Genomic DNA, 17,464 nt, shown 5'->3' on the forward strand with positions numbered 1-17,464 from the left:
CGTGAACGCCCGGCGGCGAAACTATATGGTCGCCGCCATCACCCCGTCTTTCTGCACCGCCTGCAAATTAAGCTCCTTCATGCCCTGCGCGCTATTAATCCAGGCAAACATCTCGGCATTGCTGCGTAATGCCAGCCTGCGCATCGCGCTATTCTTCTGCGCGCTGATGGTTTTATTACTTTTCTTCAGCATCACCGCAATCTGATTAATACACCATCCTTTTCCCAGCAGCCGTAATACCTGGCGTTCGGCGAGCGTGAGCTTAATCGGGCCCTGCGCGTCGCGCTCTTTTTCCTGCCACAGCGGCGAGGCCAGGGTTTTGCTGATTAATTCTGGCTGATTATCACTGTTACGAATCGCATCAATAATCCCCTCGACGGATTCCACATGCGAAAGCAGCGTACACCCCGGCCGCATTAACAACTCTACCGCCATCGGATAGCACATTTTAGGCACCAGAAAAATACTGCGCGTGGCGTGGCTTGCCAGCAACGTATAGTAATGCTGACAGGCCTGACGGACGTTGCCCGGTTCGGTGCTGAGATCGGCGATCAGGTAATCGGCCTGATTAAACTGCTGGGTCGTTAATTCACCGCTCTGACACAGGAAGACGATATCGATATTTAAAAAATATTGATTAATGATATTGCCTAATCCGCACTGCACTAACGGCGCCTGACTGATGATGACGGCGACTTTTTTTCTTCCTTGTGGCATATCTTTCTCCATGACGATGTCAACGTAACGTCCGAAATATATCTGTGCATTTAGCGCAACGGCTATCATCCTGATGAATAAAACTCGATAATATTATGCGTGATAAAAGGTATTTAATGGTGCAGGCGTAGCGAAAAACGCGTCAGGAATTTTATTAATTGCCTCCCACCCTGTCAACAAGGGGTATGACCAGTCGCAACGCGGAATATTCCGTAATAGAAACTTCTGAAAAATTAACTGAATTGCGTTTTTTATAATTATTTCAGAATACGTTAGGCTTATTCTTACGGGCCCGCCTGTTTTTTGACGGTAAATAAACCGAAATACTCTACCTGGCTCACAGATTAATGCGTAATCCTGCTAACACGCTGCTGGCCGACCGGTGCCGTTACGTTTTATCCTCGCCGCGTTTCAGATATAGCCTGGGTTTAATCGCTCGCGGCTAACTGCATAAATATTGATCTGGCACTGCCCTGTCCTGGCGCCGCGCCATGCTAAATAGAGCGTCGTATTTGCTGCGAGCGGGACCGGTAATATGCAGGATCAACATTTACAGCGCGATGTCACCCGGCTGTGTATTCAGTGCGGAATATTGCTGCTCCAGCACGGTGCAGAAAGCGCGCTGGTAGAGGAGCTGTCGACCCGCCTTGGGCTGGCGTTAGGCATGGACAGCGTTGAAAGCGCCATTTCCGCCAACGCCATTGTGCTGACCACGATTCTCGACGCGCACTGCCTCACCACCACGCGTAAAAACAGCGATCGCGGTATCAACATGCACGTCGTCACCCAGGTGCAGCATATTGTGATCATGACTGAACACGCCCTGCTCGATCATCATGATGTGCAACGGCGACTCGCGCACATCCGGCCTTACCGCTACCCGCGCTGGCAGGTGGTGTTGATGGTTGGCCTCTCCTGCGCCTGCTTCTGCAAACTCAACAACGGCGGCTGGGATGGCGCAGCGGTGGCCTTTCTCTCAAGCAGCATCGCCATGTATGTGCGCCAGCTGCTGACCCAGCGGCAGATGCATCCGCAAATCAACTTTTGCCTTACCGCCTTTGTCGCGACCTCGATATCTGGCCTTCTGCTCACCCTGCCCCTCCTGCGTAACACCCCGACGGTTGCGATGGCCGCCAGTGTCCTGCTGCTGGTGCCGGGTTTCCCCCTGATTAACGCGGTGGCCGATATGTTCAAAGGCCATGTGAACACCGGCCTGGCTCGCTGGGCGATGGCGAGTCTGTTAACCCTCGCCACCTGTATCGGGGTGGTGATGGCGATGTCGGTATGGGGGCTGCGCGGATGGGCGTAATGCATGTGCTCATGGGCCTGCTGGAGGATATGCTGCTCTCCGCCATTCCCGCAGTAGGGTTTGCGATGGTGTTCAACGTTCCCTCCCGGGCGCTGGCGTGGTGTGGGCTGCTGGGCGCCGTCGGTCACGGCTGCCGCAGCGTGCTGCTGCTGATGGGCTTTACTATGGAGTGGGGGTCGTTCATCGCCGCGATACTGGTCGGTACCATTGGCATTCAGTGGTCACGCTGGTATCTGGCGCACCCGAAAGTGTTCACCGTCGCGGCGGTGATCCCTATGTTTCCGGGCATATCGGCCTACAGTGCCATGATCGCCGCCGTTAAACTGGCGCACGTCGGCTACAGCGAGGCGCTGATGGCCACGCTGGTGATCAATTTCCTCAAGGCGGCATTTATCGTTGCGGCGCTCTCCATCGGTCTGTCGCTGCCGGGGCTGTGGCTCTATCGAAAACGTCCGCGGGTGTAAGTTTAAAAAATAACTTGCAATTAAATTGCGCACTACCTATATTCATAACCATGAAAACGACACCGAAACATGACGCCGCGCAGACGCTACCGGTTGATGACCAGCTCTGCTTCGCGCTTTACTCCACCAGCCTGGCGCTGAATAAGCTCTACCGTCAGCTGCTGGCACCGCTTGAACTCACCTACCCGCAATATCTGGTGATGCTGGTGCTGTGGGAGAAAGATGACATCACGGTGTCGGAAATCGGCGAGCGGCTGTTTCTCGACTCCGCTACCCTGACGCCGCTGCTTAAGCGTCTGGAAGCGGCCGGGCTGCTTCGTCGCCTGCGCTCTCGCCAGGATGAACGCCAGGTGGCGGTTACCCTGACCGAGGCAGGTCAGGCGCTCAAAGCGAAGGCCGCCGGTATTCCTGAATCCATTCGTTGCGCGGCCTCCTGTGATATGGAAAGCCTGACAACGATGAAAACACAGCTCGAAGCGTTTCGTGATAAGTTAATTAAATCGTAATCCTTCACCCTGCGGGGTGAAAAAAAACCGCATATAAATAGCGCGCTATTGTATAGCGATATTACCAATATAGAGGAACCTGCCATGTCTTTAGAAAAAGTGATTTACCGTGCCAAAGCCAAAGCAACCGGTGGCCGTGACGGCCGTGCTACTTCATCTGACGGTGTGCTGGACGTCAAACTGGGCGTGCCAAAAGAGATGGGCGGCATGGGCGGTGACGTCACCAACCCGGAACAGCTGTTTGCCGCGGGCTACTCCGCCTGCTTCCTCGGCGCGATGAAGTTCGTCTCCGGCCGCGACAAAATTGATATGCCAAAAGACGCGTTTATCGAAGGCGAAGTGGGTATCGGCCCGCTGCCGACCGGTTTTGGCATCGAAGCTCAGCTGAACATCCACCTGCCGGGTATGGATGCAGAGCAGGCGAAAAAACTGGTTGATGCGGCGCACATCGTTTGCCCGTACTCCAATGCCACGCGCGGCAACATCGACGTGACCCTGAACATCATTAACTGATGCCTCTTCGGCCTCTCGCACTCTGCGAGGGGCCTTCAGCTTCTGCTCAATTCCCCTGCTCCACTGTGCTACTATGAAGCAATTATGCCCGGCCCACCGCTGGTGGCTCACTCGCCCGGCTACCGTATTGTTTTCAGAGATCGTGTTATGTCTTCCAAAATTCTCACTTCAGATATCATCGGTTTAGAGGCCTTTTGTCGCGAACCGCGCGAGGCGCTGGCGCGTACCGGCCAGGGCACCCTGGCGGTATTCGATCAGAACGCCCCGGCGTTTTATGCCATCACCGCTGAACGCCTGGCCTACCTGCTGTCGCTCGAAGCGCAGCTGGCGAAACCGGCATCTGACGTGACGCTGGAAGACCCCTTCTTTGAAGATGCGCCAGACGCGGCCCCGCTCCCGGCGCCGATGGGTAAATTCGCCATGTACCCAGGCTGGCAGCCCGATCCGGACTTCCAGCGCATGGCGGCGCTGTGGGGCATCACCCTGACGCAACCGGTCACGCCGGAGGAGCTCTCCTCGTTTGTGACCTACTGGCAGGCGGAAGGTAAAGTATTCCATCACGTACAGTGGCAGCAAAAACTGGCGCGCAGCCTGCAAATGGGGCGCGCGAAACCGGGCGGCCAGGCGCACGACATCAACGCGCTCGGCCAGCCGGATTACAAAGTGTTTAAAGGTTTCAGGGGGTAGCGATGAAACAGCCCGCAGATATCATGTCCCGTCTGAAAAGACTGGTTCCCGAAGGCATTGAGCCTGCTTTTACCTCCACCGAAGAGTGGATGGCCTGGCAGCAGGAAGAGGGACGCAAGCGTTCCGAGTCGCTGATGCGCGAGAATATTGCCAAAAAGATGGAGCGTCAGTTTGGCCGCTCCGGCATCCGCGAACTGCACCGCGACTGCTCGTTTGAGAACTATGTCGCCACCACCACGCAGCAAAAAATCGTGCGGGAGAAGGCACGCCACTACGCGGTCGACTTTGGCAAAACCATGGCCGGCTTTATCTTCTCCGGCAAGCCCGGCACCGGTAAAAATCACCTTGCCGCCGCCATCTGCAACGAGCTGCTGCGCCGCAACAAGACGGTGCTGATCATCTCGGTGGCGGACATCATGTCGGCGATGCGTGAAACCTTTAACAACAGCGACTCGGTGAAAACCGAAGAGCGTCTGCTCGACGATCTCAGCCGCGTCGATCTGCTGGTGATCGACGAGATCGGCGTACAGAACGAATCACGCTACGAGAAAGTGGTGATCAACCAGATCGTCGATCGTCGCACCTCTTCGCGCCGCCCTACGGGAATGCTGACCAACCTCGACGAGGCCGGCATGTATCGCCAGCTGGGAGAGCGCGTCATGGATCGCATGAAGCTTGGTAAAAGCCTCAATCTGATCTTTGACTGGGACAGCTACCGCGACAAAATTTACTGAGACTCGCTATGACCACGCTACGACACCTCATCGCCGCCGCGCTGGCGGTAATGCTGCTCTCCCCCGCCGCGCAGGCCGCTTCATGGCAGGAGCAGCTCAACGCCGCCGCCTCGCAGCTCGGCCAGGGAAACACCACTCAGGACGCCGGGTCGCTCTCGGGCCTGCTGGCCGGCGGCAGTCAGGCGCTGGCAGCCGGGTCGATGCCCAACGTGGCGGGCGTGTTTGAATACTGCGTGAAGCAGAAGCTGCTGACCGCTACCGACCCGCAGAACGTCAAAAACCAGCTGCTTGATAAGCTTGGGCTGAGTACGCCCCAGGAACAGAGCGAAAAACCGGGTTATCTGGAAGGGCTGTCCGGCCTGCTTAACACCCGCAACGGCCAGCAGATCAATCTCAACACCCTGAGTGATTCAGGGCTGGGCAAACGGCTCAAGCTGAAAGCCTGCGATGTAATCCTCAATCAGAGCCTGAGCTTCATCTCATAATAAAATGGCGGCCCTCTCAGGCCGCCATTACATCTGATACTGCCTGTCTGACATCCCTTTCAGACAGACTTTTTACCCAGACGATAACGCTGACGTGGGCTGCTGTGCAGGCGTCGCTTATTGCTCTCTTTGCGATGCATAAAGAAACAAAAAATAGCGAACGCAACGAGTACCACAAATGCTAACAAATATACGCTCATGATGGTTTCTTATGACGATATGTGGGGGGGTTAACGCATCGAATGTCAGTGGCGCCGCGGGTTACGCGTGAGCCACGGTGAATATATTATCCCTTTCCTCACCATAAGTTAAATCATAAAACGTAAACATTTTTCAGTGTAAATTCATCGGCATCGCGCAATTACCTCGCCAAAAACCAGCATTTATCACCGTTATCAGGATGAAGTAAGCGTTTTTGTAAGGTTTAGCATGCAGAACGGTGGCAGAGATGATGCGATACACTTCAAATAATCACATTATTAAACTAAATCCGAACCAAAACACACTTTAGTGACACTAGAATTGCAGCAATGTGGCACTCGCTTTACATTGTGCGGCATATAACACGCATTCCCGGCAGGCGCGGCCTGTTTACAGTGAGGATCGGGCGTTGTCAGAGCTGCTTTCTTTTACCCTTTTCATCGCCTCGGTGGCGATTTACGCCTTTAAAGCGGGCCGCAACACGTGGTGGTTTATTGCTACCCTGCTGGTGCTGGGGGTGTGCGTCATCCTGAATATCACCCTGCTGGCCAGTAACTACTTTACCGGGGAAGGCATCACCGATGCGGTGCTCTACACGCTGACCAACAGCCTGACCGGCGCAGGCGTCAGCAAATACATTCTGCCCGCCGTCGGGTTAACCCTGGCGCTGGTCGCGGTGTTTGGCGCACTGGGGTGGATCCTGCGCCGTCGCCGTCACCACCCCTGCCACTATGGTTACAGTCTGCTGGCGCTGCTGCTGGCGCTGGCCTCGGTGGACGCCAGCCCGGCCTTCCGGCAGATCACCGATCTGGTGAAGTCCCAGACCCGGGAAGGCGATTCCGACTTCACCGCCTGGTATAAAGAGCCGCGCAACACCATCGATAACCCCGCGCTCAACCTGGTCTATATCTACGCCGAGAGCCTGGAGCGCACCTATTTTGATAACGCCGCGTTTCCCGATCTCACCCCGGAACTTGGCGCGCTGCAACGCAGCGGCATCGACTTCAGCCATATCGCTCAGCTCCCCGGCACCGACTACACCATTGCCGGGATGGTGGCCTCGCAGTGTGGCATTCCGCTGTTTGCACCCTTTGAAGGCAACGCCTCGGCCTCGGTGTCCAGCTTCTTCCCGCAGAACGTCTGCCTCGGCGATATCCTGAAAAACGCCGGGTACGACAACTACTTTATTCAGGGCGCTAACCTGCGCTTCGCCGGCAAAGACGTATTCCTGAAATCCCACGGCTTTGATCACCTGTACGGGGCTGAAGAGCTGAAAAAGGACGTACCCGACCCGGCCTACCGCAACGACTGGGGTTTCTATGACGACACGGTGCTGGATGAGGTCTGGAAAACCTATCAGCGGCTCTCCGCCGAAGGGAAACGCTTCTCGCTGTTTACCCTCACCGTCGATACGCACCACCCGGACGGGTTTATCTCCCGCACCTGCACGCGTAAAAGCTACCGCATCGATGAGAAAGTGAACCAGTCGTTCAGCGCCGTGACCTGTAGCCAGCAGCACATTGCCGCGCTGATTGAGAAAATCAAAGCCTCGCCGTGGTTCAAGAACACGGTGATCGTGGTGTCGTCCGATCATCTGGCGATGAACAACACCGCGTGGAAGTACCTGAATCAGCAGGATCGCAGCAACTTGTTCTTCGTGCTGCGCGGCGACCAGCCGCAGCAGGATCTGGTGGCAGTAAAGCGCAACACCATGGATAACGGGGCGACCGTGCTGGATATTCTCGGCGGCGACAACTTTATCGGCCTCGGGCGCAGCAGCCTGTCGGGGCAGTCGCTTTCCGAAGTGTTCCTCAACATGAAAGAGAAAGTGCTGGCCTGGAAGCCGGATATCATCCGGCTGTGGAAATTCCCGACCCACATTGATGCGTTCACCGTCGATACCGATAAGAAAATGCTCGCGTTCTCCGGAGCGCGCTTCCACCTGCCGCTGCTGCTACGGGTCGGGGAGAAGCGCATCGAGCCGCTGCCCGAGAGCGAATATTCGGCCCCGCTCCGTTTCCAGCTTGCCGAGTTCACGCCGCGCGACCGGTTTATCTGGGTCGATCGGTGCTACAAGATGGCGCGCCTGTGGGAGCCGCAGCTGGCGCTCTCCACCGACTGGTGCGTCTCTCAGGGGCAGCTTGGCGGCAAACAGAGCGTGCAGCGGGTGGATAAGCCCCAGTGGCAGGGTAAAGGGAGCTTCCCGCAGACGGTCATCGACACCGCGCGCTATCAGCGTAACGTTGACGCGCTGAAGATCGTCGATAACGACATCCGCTACCGGGCTGACAGCTTTGTCTTCAACGTGGCGGGCGCGCCGGAAGAGGTGAAGCAGTTCAGCGGCATTTCGCGCCCGGAGAGCTGGGGACGCTGGTCCAACGCGCAGCTCGGCGACGAGGTGAAGATCGAGTATCGATCGCCCCTGCCGGCGAAGTTCGATCTGGTGATCGCCGCAAAAGCCTTTGGCCCGAACGCCAGCAAGCCGATTCCGGTGCGCATCGGGGAGAGCGAGCAGACGCTGGTGCTCTCTGATGAAGTGACCACCACCACGCTGCATTTCGAGAACCCGACGCGCAGCAATACGCTGATCATCACGCCGCCCGACCCGCAGGTCACTAACGAAGGGAATATTCTCGGCCACGCGCCGCGCAAGCTTGGCATTGGCATGGTGGAGATCCGGGTCGTTGCCCGCGACGGCTAGCCCCCTGTCGTCCTGACGCCTGCCCTCTCCCGCCGGAGAGGGCATCCCGCCCCCCAGGTGATCAATGCCGCCGCTGACGGTATGCTACCGGCTCCGCATTCTGCGCCACGAGGCACTCATGACCGTCGATACCCACGCCCTGCTCGCCCGCTATCCGCTGCTGCACGACCTGATCGCCCTGCGCGAAACCCAATGGTTCAATCCCGCCAGCACCACCCTGCACCAGGCGCTGCCCTGGGTCGGTCTTACCCGGCACGACGTGGACGAGGCCAGCGCCCGCCTGCAGCGCTTCGCACCGTGGATTGCCCAGGCCTTTCCGGAGACCGCAGAGAGCGGCGGCATTATCGAGTCTGAACTGGTGGCCATTCCGGCCATGCAGCGCGCGCTGGACGCGGCGGCGGGCCGTCCCCTTCCCGGTACGCTGTGGCTGAAAAAAGACAGCCATCTGCCGGTCTCCGGCTCGATTAAAGCGCGCGGCGGGGTGTATGAGGTGCTGGCGCATGCGGAAGCGCTGGCAACCGGGGCCGGGTTACTGACCCCGGACGCCGACTACCGCCAGCTCGACAGCGACGCGTTTCGCGCCTTCTTCGGCCAGTACAGCATTGCCGTTGGCTCAACCGGCAATCTCGGTTTGTCGATCGGCCTTATCAGCGCGCGGCTGGGCTTCAACGTCACCGTGCATATGTCAGCCGATGCCAGAGCGTGGAAAAAAGCGCGGCTGCGCGCCAGCGGCGTCAGGGTGGTGGAGTATGCCGAGGATTACAGCGTCGCCGTGGAGCAGGGCCGCCGCGAGGCGCAGCAGGACCCGCGCTGCTTCTTCATTGATGACGAGAACTCCCGCACCCTGTTCGTCGGCTACGCGGTTGCGGGCGAGCGCCTGAAAGCGCAGTTCGCCACGCAGCGCATTCCGGTAGACGCCGACCATCCGCTGTTTGTCTATCTGCCCTGCGGCGTCGGCGGTGGCCCCGGCGGCGTGGCGTTTGGGCTGAAGCTGGCGTTCGGCGACCACGTGCACTGCCTGTTTGCCGAGCCGACCCACTCCCCCTGCATGCTGCTCGGCGTGCATACCGGCCTGCACGACGGCATTTCGGTGCAGGAGATCGGCATCGACAACCAGACGCTGGCGGACGGGCTGGCGGTAGGCCGCGCGTCAGGCTTTGTGGGCCGCGCGATGGAGCGCCTGATCGACGGGTACTACACCGTGGACGATGCGCACCTGCTGGCGCTGCTGCGTCAGCTTCATCAGCAGGAAGGCATTGCGCTGGAGCCCTCGGCGCTGGCGGGGATGCCCGGCCCGCAGCGGGTGAGCGGCGACACCGGCTACGCGGCGCGGTTCAGCCCCGAGCAGTGGCAGAACGCAACACATCTGGTCTGGGCAACCGGCGGCGGTATGGTGCCTGCTGAGGAGATGGCGCACTATCTCGGCGTAGCATAATCACGCCGCCGCCAGCCGCCCCCTTACGCTCAGGGGGCGGAACCTTTTCGCACCACTATCCACTCAAGGATCTTCATCCATGAGGAGGGTAACCGATGCGTCTTTCTGGTTTTTCACCACCCCCGTTAACGACCCCTCGCGATGCCGGGCTTGCCGGTAAGGGGCTCCCCAGCGCGCAGCTGCCTGATGTAAAAGAGGCCAGCGCCAACGTGCTGTCGCTGATAACGCCGCTCACTCCCGAGTCGCCGCCGGGTACGCCCGGTTCCGGGCAAAGCATCCCGCCGCTCGATCAGCTTTTTGCCGGCCTTATCACCCGTCTGCTGAGCGGGCTGAACGACACGCCGACCTCGCCCCAGGCGCTGCCGCAGAGCGCCTCGCCTGAGGCCGCGTCAGACCAGATGTCCTTTGAAGAGGTCGTCTCTACGCTGGGCCGCAATGAAAACCTGCTGAAAAAACCGCTCGACCGGGAGGGTATCGCGAAGCTGCGTGACGATCCGGCTACCCCGAGCGACACCAAAAAAGCCCTCGATGCGCTGGTGAATAACCCGGAGATGTTTGACGCCATCGACCCGGCTAAAAACGGCAAGACCGACGGGAAAATCAGCGCCAAAGATATTCGCGCCTGGCAGGAACATCCGGCCATCAGGCAGTACGCGGATGCCAAAGCGGAAACCTACACCCATGACTATGTGCCGTCGGATGCGAAACCCGGCTCTCCGGCCCGGGAGATGTCGGGCAACGACGCCATGCGCGAGCTCTATCTCTACTCCGAAAGCCTGCCGAAAAAGGTCAACCTGCAGACCCTGCAAAACATTGCCGACGGCTCCCAGGATATGGGCAAGTGCCCGCCGCAGGTTGCCGCCGCTGCGAAGTACTTCACCAATAACCCCGGCGAGTGGCAAAAATTCACCGGCAAAGACGATCCCAACGCCTCGGTGTCGCGCGACCGCCTGTGCGACCTGGCCGCGCAAAACGTCAAGCTCTCGCCCCAGGAGAACAAGGCGCTGGAGACCCTGCAAAACAACAAGGATATCTTCTTTAAGGGCGGCGGCATCAAGCCCGATAAGCTGGCGGATATCGCCAACGATCCGAAGAACAGCCAGGAGGTGCGCGACGCGGCCAACCTGCTCAGCCAGCCGAACTCCATGCTGTTCTCGATGCTCGATAACGGCAAACACGGCGCAGGCGGCAACTTCTTTAACAAAGCCAACGACCGCAACATCGGCAAAGGCGATCTGGATGCCTTTATCCGTAAAGGCTCCGGCCAGGTTGCCCCGGCACCGCAGCTGGCGAATGCCCCGTCCACGCCGCTTGAGATGAGCGCCCAGGAAGATATGGCAGCAGGTCAGGAGACCCAGCCGGATCAGAAGAAAGAGAAAGGCGGCGGCATCTTTAAGCTGCTGGATATTCTCGGCTACGTGGCAACCGGCCTGACCATCCTGATCCCGGGCGTCGGTGCGGCGGGAGTGGCCGCGACGGCGGGTCGCGCCGCGGTTACCGCCGGGGTGCGCGAGGGGCTGAAGCAGGCCGCGAAGGAAGGTATCCAGGAGGGCGCCGCGCAGGCCGTCAATGCGGCGCTGACGAACAAAACAGGCAATCAGGAGATCAACGGCCCGCGCGTCTGGGCGCAGGGTTAATCACGCTGGCGGGTGCGCTGCGTTTACCTGTCCCACAGGGTGGGTAAGCGTAGCGTATCTGCCCTTCCCGCTTAGCGCGCGACCTGCTCGCCAACCCGAGTGCGGCACTGCGCCTCATCCTGACGCGCCCGATCGCGTTCGGTGGACGACAGCCCATCCCAGGCGGCGAGGGTCTGCTCTGCCAGCCCGCGGTTAAACTGCGTCTTCTTCAGCGCGTAACCCGAATTGCCCCCCTCAATCAGCGCCTGCATCGCAGGCAGCAGCTGTGCGTGCTGTTCATGGCTAACGCTGCAGAACACGGCAACGTAATACGCCTCCTCTTCCGCAGAGTGGTGTGGCATTAGCCACCAGGTCAGCAGTGCACCGCAGGCGATCAGCGGGAGAATAACGCGGGGTGTGAATAACGACATCGGAATGACCCGTACTGAAAGGTGAATGAACCCGCCATGCTACACGGCATCGGCTCACAAAACGCTAAACGAACGCGCGTCAGGTGAAGGCGGCCCATAAAAAAAGGGCGGCTTGCGCCACCCTTTTTCGTTCGCCAAAACCTTAGAAGGTTTCCCAGTTTTCACTGGTATCGGCCAGAGCCGGTTTACGGCTTACCGGCGCGGACGGCGCTTTCGGTGCGCTGAAGGTGCGCGCATCCTGACGGGCATCCTGCTTGATGCGGAAGACCGCAACCGACTGGGTCAGGCGGCTTGCCTGCTCTTCCAGCGCTGCCGCTGCCGCCGCGGACTCTTCCACCAGCGAGGCGTTCTGCTGGGTTACGCGGTCCATCTCGGATACCGCCAGGCCCACCTGGTCGATACCGCGGCTCTGCTCATCGGAGGCAGAGGCGATTTCGCCCATGATGTCGGTCACGCGGGTCACCGCGTTCACGATTTCGCCCATGGTTTCACCGGCGCTTTCAACCAGCGTGGAGCCAACGTCCACCTTGCTGACGGAGTCGTCGATCAGGCCTTTAATCTCTTTTGCTGCCTGGGCGCTACGCTGGGCGAGGTTGCGTACTTCACCCGCCACTACCGCAAAGCCACGACCCTGTTCACCGGCGCGTGCCGCTTCTACCGCGGCGTTCAGCGCCAGGATATTGGTCTGGAAAGCAATCCCGTCGATGACGCTGGTGATGTCGGCAATTTTCTGCGAGCTGCCGGCGATGTCACGCATGGTCTGCACCACGTTATCCACCACCTTGCCGCCTTTCTGCGCGGTTTCGGAGGCGCTCAGCGCCAGCTGGCTGGCCTGACGGGCGTTTTCGGCGTTCTGCTTCACGGTCGCGGTCAGCTCTTCCATGCTGGCAGCGGTCTCTTCCAGCGACGCCGCCTGCTGCTCGGTGCGGGAGGAGAGATCGTTGTTGCCGGCAGAGATTTCGCTCGCGCCGCTGTAGATGGCGTCTGCGCCGCTGCGCACGTCGCTTACGGTGCTGACCAGTTCGCCCTGCATGTGGCGCAGGCCGTCAGCCAGTTTACCCATTTCGTTGGTGCCGTGGACGTCGATACCACGAACCAGATCGCCGCTGGCGATGTGGCGAATGCTCTCCAGCAGACGGTTAAGCGGGGTGATAAGCGCGCTCTGAATACCAAACCACACGGCCACGATAACCGCCAGCACGACCGCCAGCACGCCAATCAGGATCCAGATAGCGAGGTTGTAGGAGCTGTTGCTGCCGTCCACGGCCACCTGATACAGGCTGTCGTTCTGGGAGAGATAGCTCACGTACGCTTTCTCAAAACCGTCCTGGTAGCTCTGGGTTGGCTGGTCGAAGAACTCGTTGATTTTACCCGCGCCCAGCAGCTGGATCAGCTCGGCCAGCGCGCCGTGGTAGATGTCGTAGTTGCGTTTGATTTCACGCGCCGCGTCTTCACTCTGACGCGCGTCGCGCGGCAGGGCTTCGTACGCCGCCCACTGGGTTTCGGCCTGCTTGAGCATACCGCTGGCGGTCTGCATCAGGTCCTGCACCGTGGCGCCGCTGCCGATACCGCTCTGATCCATCATGTAACGGATACCGGCGCGGTTCAGGGTGTTACGGGTCTGCAACAGGCCGACCCAGCTGCCGTTGAGCGTCGACTGCTGCTCGCGGATAGTTTGTAATACGGTGAAGTTTTCTTTGTCATTTTTAATAGCGTTGAAGAACAGACCTCCGGACGCCATTTGCAAAATGCCAAATACGGCCAGCACTATAAGAAGGCTGGTGACAATTTTTATACGATTTAACATGGTTTCCATTCTCTATACGACAGATAACCATGTTGTCGGCCTGCCATAAGAAAACTTTATACAGAAAGCATATTTATCTGCGGGGAAAGTAAGCGGTGAAAAAACACCCCTCGCCATTTTACCCATCGGGCGCGAACGCCAGGAGTGATGCGGGCTGGAGCGGTGTCAGCTGCGGCCGTCGCGGCAGGTAAAACGGTGATAAAACAGGCAAAGCCTCCCTTTTCCGCCCCATTTCTGTTAACCCTATGACGCATTTTAATAAACGCCGGTTATATATAAAAATAACAGCGGCGTAATATTCGCCCTAAATAATTACCAGGTTGATTTATTTCGCTCTGTAATTAACTGTTGGCATCACGGAGAATATATTCTCCCTTAACCTGGTCCCCCGACAATGTAGCGCGTGGCGGCAAAGCGGTTAAGGATGATATGCATCAGAAATACCATGGTCAGGGTGAGCAGCAGCGAGGCAGAAACCGACACGATGCGGTAGAGATCGCTGAACACCAGGTCCTGCTCCGGATGCAGGTTCTGCCCGAACATAATGCCGATAGTCGTCACGCTGGCGAAGCCGACCCCGGCCCCCACCTTCTCCATCACGTGCAGCCGCGCGCCAAAGCCCAACCCTAAGCCGATAAGCGGCATCATCAGCAGCATATGGCTGCTGTGGTTATAGAGCAGCATCTGCACCACCAGGATGTAGAGACAGCCGATGGTCACCCCGACCACGCGCCACAGCGAGCTCAGCACCGCGCCGCGGTAGTGCATCGGGAACAGCGTGAGGATTGCCGCCATCAGCGCCGACAGCGAGTCGCTCAGGTTGCACACCTGGAACACCACGAATACCAGGGTGGCGACGGTGCCGGAAAGCAGCGACTCGTGCCGCACCCGGGCGGCGTCTTTCTGAATAGCCGGCGGCCGCACGCGCGGTTCAACGTCCGGCAGCAGGTAGTTCATCAGCGCGCTCAGGCAGACCGCCATCACGCTGGCTTCGATGTTTGAAAACAGCAGCGTGTGCCAGTCATTGCCGGGATAGCTCATGAAGTTCAGCATTGTGCTCTGGCACACCACGCCCATGGAGCCAAACAGAAACAGCGGCCCCTGGCTCATAAAGCGGAACCGCATCACGTACAGCGCGAACACCACCAGCGTCATGATCACCGGCCATTGCGACAGGAAGCCGACGATCAGCACCATTTCCACGCAGTTGATCGCAGCGCTACAGATAAACTGCGTCGCCACCTGGCGGTTAAACACCGGTACCAGCGACAGCAGCATCAGCGGATAGACCACGAAAAACACGCCGTACTGGGTGTTGTAGAAGCTCGAGACGCTCAGCGCGATCATCCCGGCAAACACGATCCGCAGCGTCTGACGGAAATCGTTCGCGGTATACACCACGTTGTCGTGCGGGGTGAATACCTGCGCCAGCGTCGTGATGGTGCGCGTGGAGGCGCCCGGCGTCGGGCGATCCGGCGTGCTGTCAGTAGACATAGTGCAGCAGGCTGACGAGGTGAATTTGCAGCCCGGAGAAGAAGCTGGCGAACAGACCTTCGCTGTTATAGAGCTGCACCGTGGCGCGTGCGCCGGTCGGGAGATGCTTCGGCAGCGGCTCGTCGAGGGCAACGTGAATACGCATACGCTGCGCATCGCGCACCCAGCGGTTCGACTCCTCCGGCTGGGAGAGCTGCCCGTTCACCGCCTCCTGGCCGGCCAGAATACCGGCATCGCTGCTGGTCACGTGCGCATGGAACACCTGGCCCGGCAGGGCATCGAACACCACCGCCGCGTCGGTGCCTGCCACCGTGTGGCGCAGGCTCTTCTCACGAAAATCGGCCACGATGTCGGTTTTGTCATTCACCATCGCCAGCGCGGCGCTTCCGGCAGCGGCGTACCAGCCGGGGCTGAGCTGCAGATTGCTGACCGTCCCGTCGGCCCCGGCGCGGATCTGCGTCCAGCCGAGGTTCAACTGCGCCTCTTCCAGCGCGTTGCGGGCCTGTTGCAGCGTGACGTTGCGCCCGTCATCGCGGTCGCCGCGGGCAATAGTCAGCTCGTGCAACGTGGCGTTGAGGTTGTTTATCGTCTGCTCGCTGGTCTGCCAGGCGGTGCGCACCTTGTCCAGATCCTGCTGTGAGACGTTCTGCATGGCGCTCAGGCGCTGATAGCGATCGAAAGTCACTTTGTCATTACGGGCGGTAAGCTGAGCGGTGGTCAGGCTGGCGCGCGCCGCGGCGATTTGCGCGTCGAGCTTCTCGTTTGAGAGCTGCGCCTGATGCAGCGCAATGCGCGCCGCCTCCACTTTGTTGATAAACGGCGTCGCATCCAGCTCAAACAGCAGATCGCCTTTCTTCACCTGGCTGTTGTTGTGGACGTAGACGTGCTCCACGTAGCCGGAGACGCGCGCCGATACCGGGGTCACCACGCGCAGTACCGTGGCGTCGGGGGTGAGCGGGATCCAGATATCCGCGATCACGAAATAGACGAACATCAGCAGAAACGAGCCAATGCTCACCCTTACCCAACGGGCAAACTTTTGTTCAGGGGTCATCATTTTTTATTCAGTCTTATTATCTTGTTCGCGGAAGCTCCGCAGATTGCAGGCAAGTTGATTCAAAGTGTCGTTAAACGCTGCCAGCCGATCGGCCGGAATGTTCTCCGTCAGGCGCTGCTGCCAGGTTTCAATGAGTTGTGTCAGCGTCGCCAGCACGTTTTTCCCGGCGGGAGTGAGCGCCAGCAGGCGGATACGCTTGTCGTAGGGCGATACCGAGCGCACCAGATAACCGTGCTCCTCAAGGCAGGCGAGCGTGCGCATTAGCGGCGGCAGCTCGATACCCTGCATCTCCGCCAGCTCGCTCACCGAGACGTTATCGCCCAGCTGATGAAGCTGCATCAGCACCGTCCAGCTCGACTGCGTCAGGCCGGTATCGGTAATCGCACCGTCGATGACCGCGCGCCATTGTCGCACCACCATCGCCATACGCATTCCCAGCGGCCGGCGGGCAAACAGTTCTTCTTCAGTCATCGCGTCCCCCAGTTAACAGGTCGGCTACGCTAATACTTATCAGGGTAAGTATCAAGAAACGAGCGGCTAAAGCGCAGGTAATGCGAAAAAGAGCGGGAAGCGGACACAAAAAAGCCTGCGGATCGCAGGCCTGAGTCGATGACAAGGGAAGGTGTTATGCGGTTTTACGCAGCTCGCGACGCGCCAGTTCGGCAATAAAACCGCTGCGCGAGCCAAATTCACGGTGCTCGCCTACGTAGCGATCGATCTTATTCAGCAGGTTTTGCGGCAGCGTAATGTTGAGCTTTACCGCCTTACCGTCATATTTCGCGATATCAATATCAGCAAAAGCCCAGATCCCCCCCTGGCACGCCTCGTCCTTCAGGTGGGCGGTAATGCTTTGTGCTTCGGGTATCGGTAGCCCCTGCTCTGCCGTGTACTCAAGATGTGCATCAATAGCGCTGTGCGCTTCGCTAATTGCCTCATCAATGGTGTCGCCCGCGAAGAGGCAGCCGATAATGTCCGGGACGAAACCGGAGAAACTGCCGCTGTCAGTCTGATGCAGATAGAGCGGAAATTTCATAGATCCCCTTACAGCCTTGCGGCCTGTCGCAATAATCAACCACAAAGGGGCGTCATGATAACGCCGCCCCGAATTACATGAGTTTGAGAATAGTGTGTAGCGTTCCCTGCGCCAGGTCTTTCTCAGGGTGAGGCACCGTAATGACATAGGGTACCCCTTCTTTCACGAACGTATGGTGACTTCCTTTCACCCGGGCCAGCAACCAACCCCGTTCTACGAGCTGTTTCATCAGTTCCCTGCTGCTCAATCCATAGCATCTCCTTGTCATCAACTC

General features: G+C 58.9%; 18 protein-coding genes. 10 read left to right on the forward strand and 8 right to left on the reverse strand.

Going from position 1 to position 17,464, the window contains the following annotated elements; genetic code table 11:
* Positions 1-21 precede the first annotated feature (21 nt).
* Positions 22-717, reverse strand: coding sequence for a helix-turn-helix transcriptional regulator (locus tag DW58_RS16540; protein WP_029696322.1), 696 nt, complete (start codon positions 715-717; stop codon positions 22-24).
* A 535-nt stretch (positions 718-1,252) separates the two neighbouring features.
* Between DW58_RS16540 and DW58_RS16545 the strand changes: the two genes are divergently transcribed.
* The 10 genes from DW58_RS16545 to DW58_RS16590 all read left to right on the forward strand — a co-directional run bounded on the left by DW58_RS16545 (position 1,253) and on the right by DW58_RS16590 (position 11,389).
* Positions 1,253-2,026 (forward strand): threonine/serine exporter family protein, encoded by a 774-nt coding sequence (locus tag DW58_RS16545; RefSeq protein WP_024548170.1) that lies wholly within the window; start codon positions 1,253-1,255, stop codon positions 2,024-2,026.
* Positions 2,017-2,490, forward strand: a complete 474-nt coding sequence (locus DW58_RS16550) for a threonine/serine exporter (RefSeq protein WP_024548169.1) — start codon at positions 2,017-2,019, stop codon at positions 2,488-2,490. Before DW58_RS16545 ends, DW58_RS16550 begins: the two co-directional genes overlap by 10 nt.
* 50 nt (positions 2,491-2,540) lie before the next feature.
* Entirely contained in the window at positions 2,541-2,996 is a 456-nt protein-coding gene (locus tag DW58_RS16555; protein ID WP_024548168.1) for a MarR family winged helix-turn-helix transcriptional regulator, read from the forward strand.
* 84 nt (positions 2,997-3,080) lie between these two features.
* On the forward strand, positions 3,081-3,509 hold the full coding sequence (locus DW58_RS16560; protein WP_024548167.1) for an organic hydroperoxide resistance protein: 429 nt from the start codon (positions 3,081-3,083) through the stop codon (positions 3,507-3,509).
* Positions 3,510-3,656: 147 nt separating this feature from the next.
* Entirely contained in the window at positions 3,657-4,196 is a 540-nt protein-coding gene (gene dnaT, locus DW58_RS16565; RefSeq protein WP_024548166.1) for a primosomal protein DnaT, read from the forward strand.
* A 2-nt stretch (positions 4,197-4,198) separates the two neighbouring features.
* Positions 4,199-4,930, forward strand: coding sequence for a DNA replication protein DnaC (dnaC, locus tag DW58_RS16570; RefSeq protein WP_024548165.1), 732 nt, complete (start codon positions 4,199-4,201; stop codon positions 4,928-4,930).
* Between the two features lie 8 nt (positions 4,931-4,938).
* A complete protein-coding gene (locus DW58_RS16575; RefSeq protein ID WP_024548164.1) occupies positions 4,939-5,415 on the forward strand; it encodes a YjjA family protein in 477 nt (158 codons plus the stop codon).
* A 610-nt stretch (positions 5,416-6,025) separates the two neighbouring features.
* On the forward strand, positions 6,026-8,317 hold the full coding sequence (gene opgB / locus DW58_RS16580) for a phosphatidylglycerol--membrane-oligosaccharide glycerophosphotransferase (protein WP_024548163.1): 2,292 nt from the start codon (positions 6,026-6,028) through the stop codon (positions 8,315-8,317).
* Between the two features lie 118 nt (positions 8,318-8,435).
* Complete coding sequence (locus tag DW58_RS16585; protein ID WP_029696321.1) at positions 8,436-9,752, forward strand: D-serine ammonia-lyase; 1,317 nt, start codon at positions 8,436-8,438, stop codon at positions 9,750-9,752.
* A gap of 95 nt (positions 9,753-9,847) precedes the next feature.
* The gene (locus tag DW58_RS16590; RefSeq protein ID WP_024548850.1) at positions 9,848-11,389 is read left to right on the forward strand and encodes an HrpF/NolX family T3SS translocon protein; all 1,542 of its coding nucleotides are present in this window, start codon (positions 9,848-9,850) and stop codon (positions 11,387-11,389) included.
* Positions 11,390-11,460: 71 nt separating this feature from the next.
* Here the strand turns inward: DW58_RS16590 and DW58_RS16595 are convergent, their stop codons facing one another.
* From DW58_RS16595 to DW58_RS20380, 7 genes are all read right to left on the reverse strand, one after another.
* Positions 11,461-11,799, reverse strand: coding sequence for a hypothetical protein (locus tag DW58_RS16595; protein WP_024548851.1), 339 nt, complete (start codon positions 11,797-11,799; stop codon positions 11,461-11,463).
* 142 nt (positions 11,800-11,941) lie between these two features.
* Entirely contained in the window at positions 11,942-13,606 is a 1,665-nt protein-coding gene (tsr, locus tag DW58_RS16600; protein ID WP_024548852.1) for a methyl-accepting chemotaxis protein, read from the reverse strand.
* Positions 13,607-13,981: 375 nt separating this feature from the next.
* Complete coding sequence (locus DW58_RS16605) at positions 13,982-15,100, reverse strand: DUF2955 domain-containing protein (protein WP_024548853.1); 1,119 nt, start codon at positions 15,098-15,100, stop codon at positions 13,982-13,984.
* Positions 15,090-16,157: an HlyD family secretion protein gene (locus tag DW58_RS16610; RefSeq protein ID WP_024548854.1), complete on the reverse strand. Its 1,068-nt coding sequence runs from the start codon at positions 16,155-16,157 to the stop codon at positions 15,090-15,092. Before DW58_RS16610 ends, DW58_RS16605 begins: the two co-directional genes overlap by 11 nt.
* A 3-nt stretch (positions 16,158-16,160) precedes the next feature.
* Positions 16,161-16,628, reverse strand: a complete 468-nt coding sequence (locus DW58_RS16615) for a MarR family winged helix-turn-helix transcriptional regulator (protein ID WP_024548855.1) — start codon at positions 16,626-16,628, stop codon at positions 16,161-16,163.
* 154 nt (positions 16,629-16,782) lie between these two features.
* The gene (locus DW58_RS16620; protein ID WP_024548856.1) at positions 16,783-17,190 is read right to left on the reverse strand and encodes a type II toxin-antitoxin system HicB family antitoxin; all 408 of its coding nucleotides are present in this window, start codon (positions 17,188-17,190) and stop codon (positions 16,783-16,785) included.
* 73 nt (positions 17,191-17,263) lie between these two features.
* The gene (locus tag DW58_RS20380; RefSeq protein WP_409371864.1) at positions 17,264-17,458 is read right to left on the reverse strand and encodes a type II toxin-antitoxin system HicA family toxin; all 195 of its coding nucleotides are present in this window, start codon (positions 17,456-17,458) and stop codon (positions 17,264-17,266) included.
* Positions 17,459-17,464 lie beyond the last annotated feature (6 nt).

The organism is Siccibacter turicensis LMG 23730 (assembly GCF_000463155.2).
In the GTDB taxonomy this organism is placed as follows: Bacteria; Pseudomonadota; Gammaproteobacteria; order Enterobacterales; family Enterobacteriaceae; genus Siccibacter; species Siccibacter turicensis.

Excerpts from the sequence above, each read along its gene's own strand:
- DW58_RS16540 (WP_029696322.1), bottom strand. The coding sequence starts at position 717 with ATGCCACAAGGAAGAAAAAAAGTCGCCGTCATCATCAGTCAGGCGCCG.
- DW58_RS16545 (WP_024548170.1), top strand. The coding sequence starts at position 1,253 with ATGCAGGATCAACATTTACAGCGCGATGTCACCCGGCTGTGTATTCAG.
- DW58_RS16550 (WP_024548169.1), top strand. The coding sequence starts at position 2,017 with ATGGGCGTAATGCATGTGCTCATGGGCCTGCTGGAGGATATGCTGCTC.
- DW58_RS16555 (WP_024548168.1), top strand. The coding sequence starts at position 2,541 with ATGAAAACGACACCGAAACATGACGCCGCGCAGACGCTACCGGTTGAT.
- DW58_RS16560 (WP_024548167.1), top strand. The coding sequence starts at position 3,081 with ATGTCTTTAGAAAAAGTGATTTACCGTGCCAAAGCCAAAGCAACCGGT.
- dnaT (WP_024548166.1), top strand. The coding sequence starts at position 3,657 with ATGTCTTCCAAAATTCTCACTTCAGATATCATCGGTTTAGAGGCCTTT.
- dnaC (WP_024548165.1), top strand. The coding sequence starts at position 4,199 with ATGAAACAGCCCGCAGATATCATGTCCCGTCTGAAAAGACTGGTTCCC.
- DW58_RS16575 (WP_024548164.1), top strand. The coding sequence starts at position 4,939 with ATGACCACGCTACGACACCTCATCGCCGCCGCGCTGGCGGTAATGCTG.
- DW58_RS16585 (WP_029696321.1), top strand. The coding sequence starts at position 8,436 with ATGACCGTCGATACCCACGCCCTGCTCGCCCGCTATCCGCTGCTGCAC.
- DW58_RS16590 (WP_024548850.1), top strand. The coding sequence starts at position 9,848 with ATGCGTCTTTCTGGTTTTTCACCACCCCCGTTAACGACCCCTCGCGAT.
- DW58_RS16595 (WP_024548851.1), bottom strand. The coding sequence starts at position 11,799 with ATGTCGTTATTCACACCCCGCGTTATTCTCCCGCTGATCGCCTGCGGT.
- tsr (WP_024548852.1), bottom strand. The coding sequence starts at position 13,606 with ATGTTAAATCGTATAAAAATTGTCACCAGCCTTCTTATAGTGCTGGCC.
- DW58_RS16605 (WP_024548853.1), bottom strand. The coding sequence starts at position 15,100 with ATGTCTACTGACAGCACGCCGGATCGCCCGACGCCGGGCGCCTCCACG.
- DW58_RS16610 (WP_024548854.1), bottom strand. The coding sequence starts at position 16,157 with ATGATGACCCCTGAACAAAAGTTTGCCCGTTGGGTAAGGGTGAGCATT.
- DW58_RS16615 (WP_024548855.1), bottom strand. The coding sequence starts at position 16,628 with ATGACTGAAGAAGAACTGTTTGCCCGCCGGCCGCTGGGAATGCGTATG.
- DW58_RS16620 (WP_024548856.1), bottom strand. The coding sequence starts at position 17,190 with ATGAAATTTCCGCTCTATCTGCATCAGACTGACAGCGGCAGTTTCTCC.
- DW58_RS20380 (WP_409371864.1), bottom strand. The coding sequence starts at position 17,458 with ATGACAAGGAGATGCTATGGATTGAGCAGCAGGGAACTGATGAAACAG.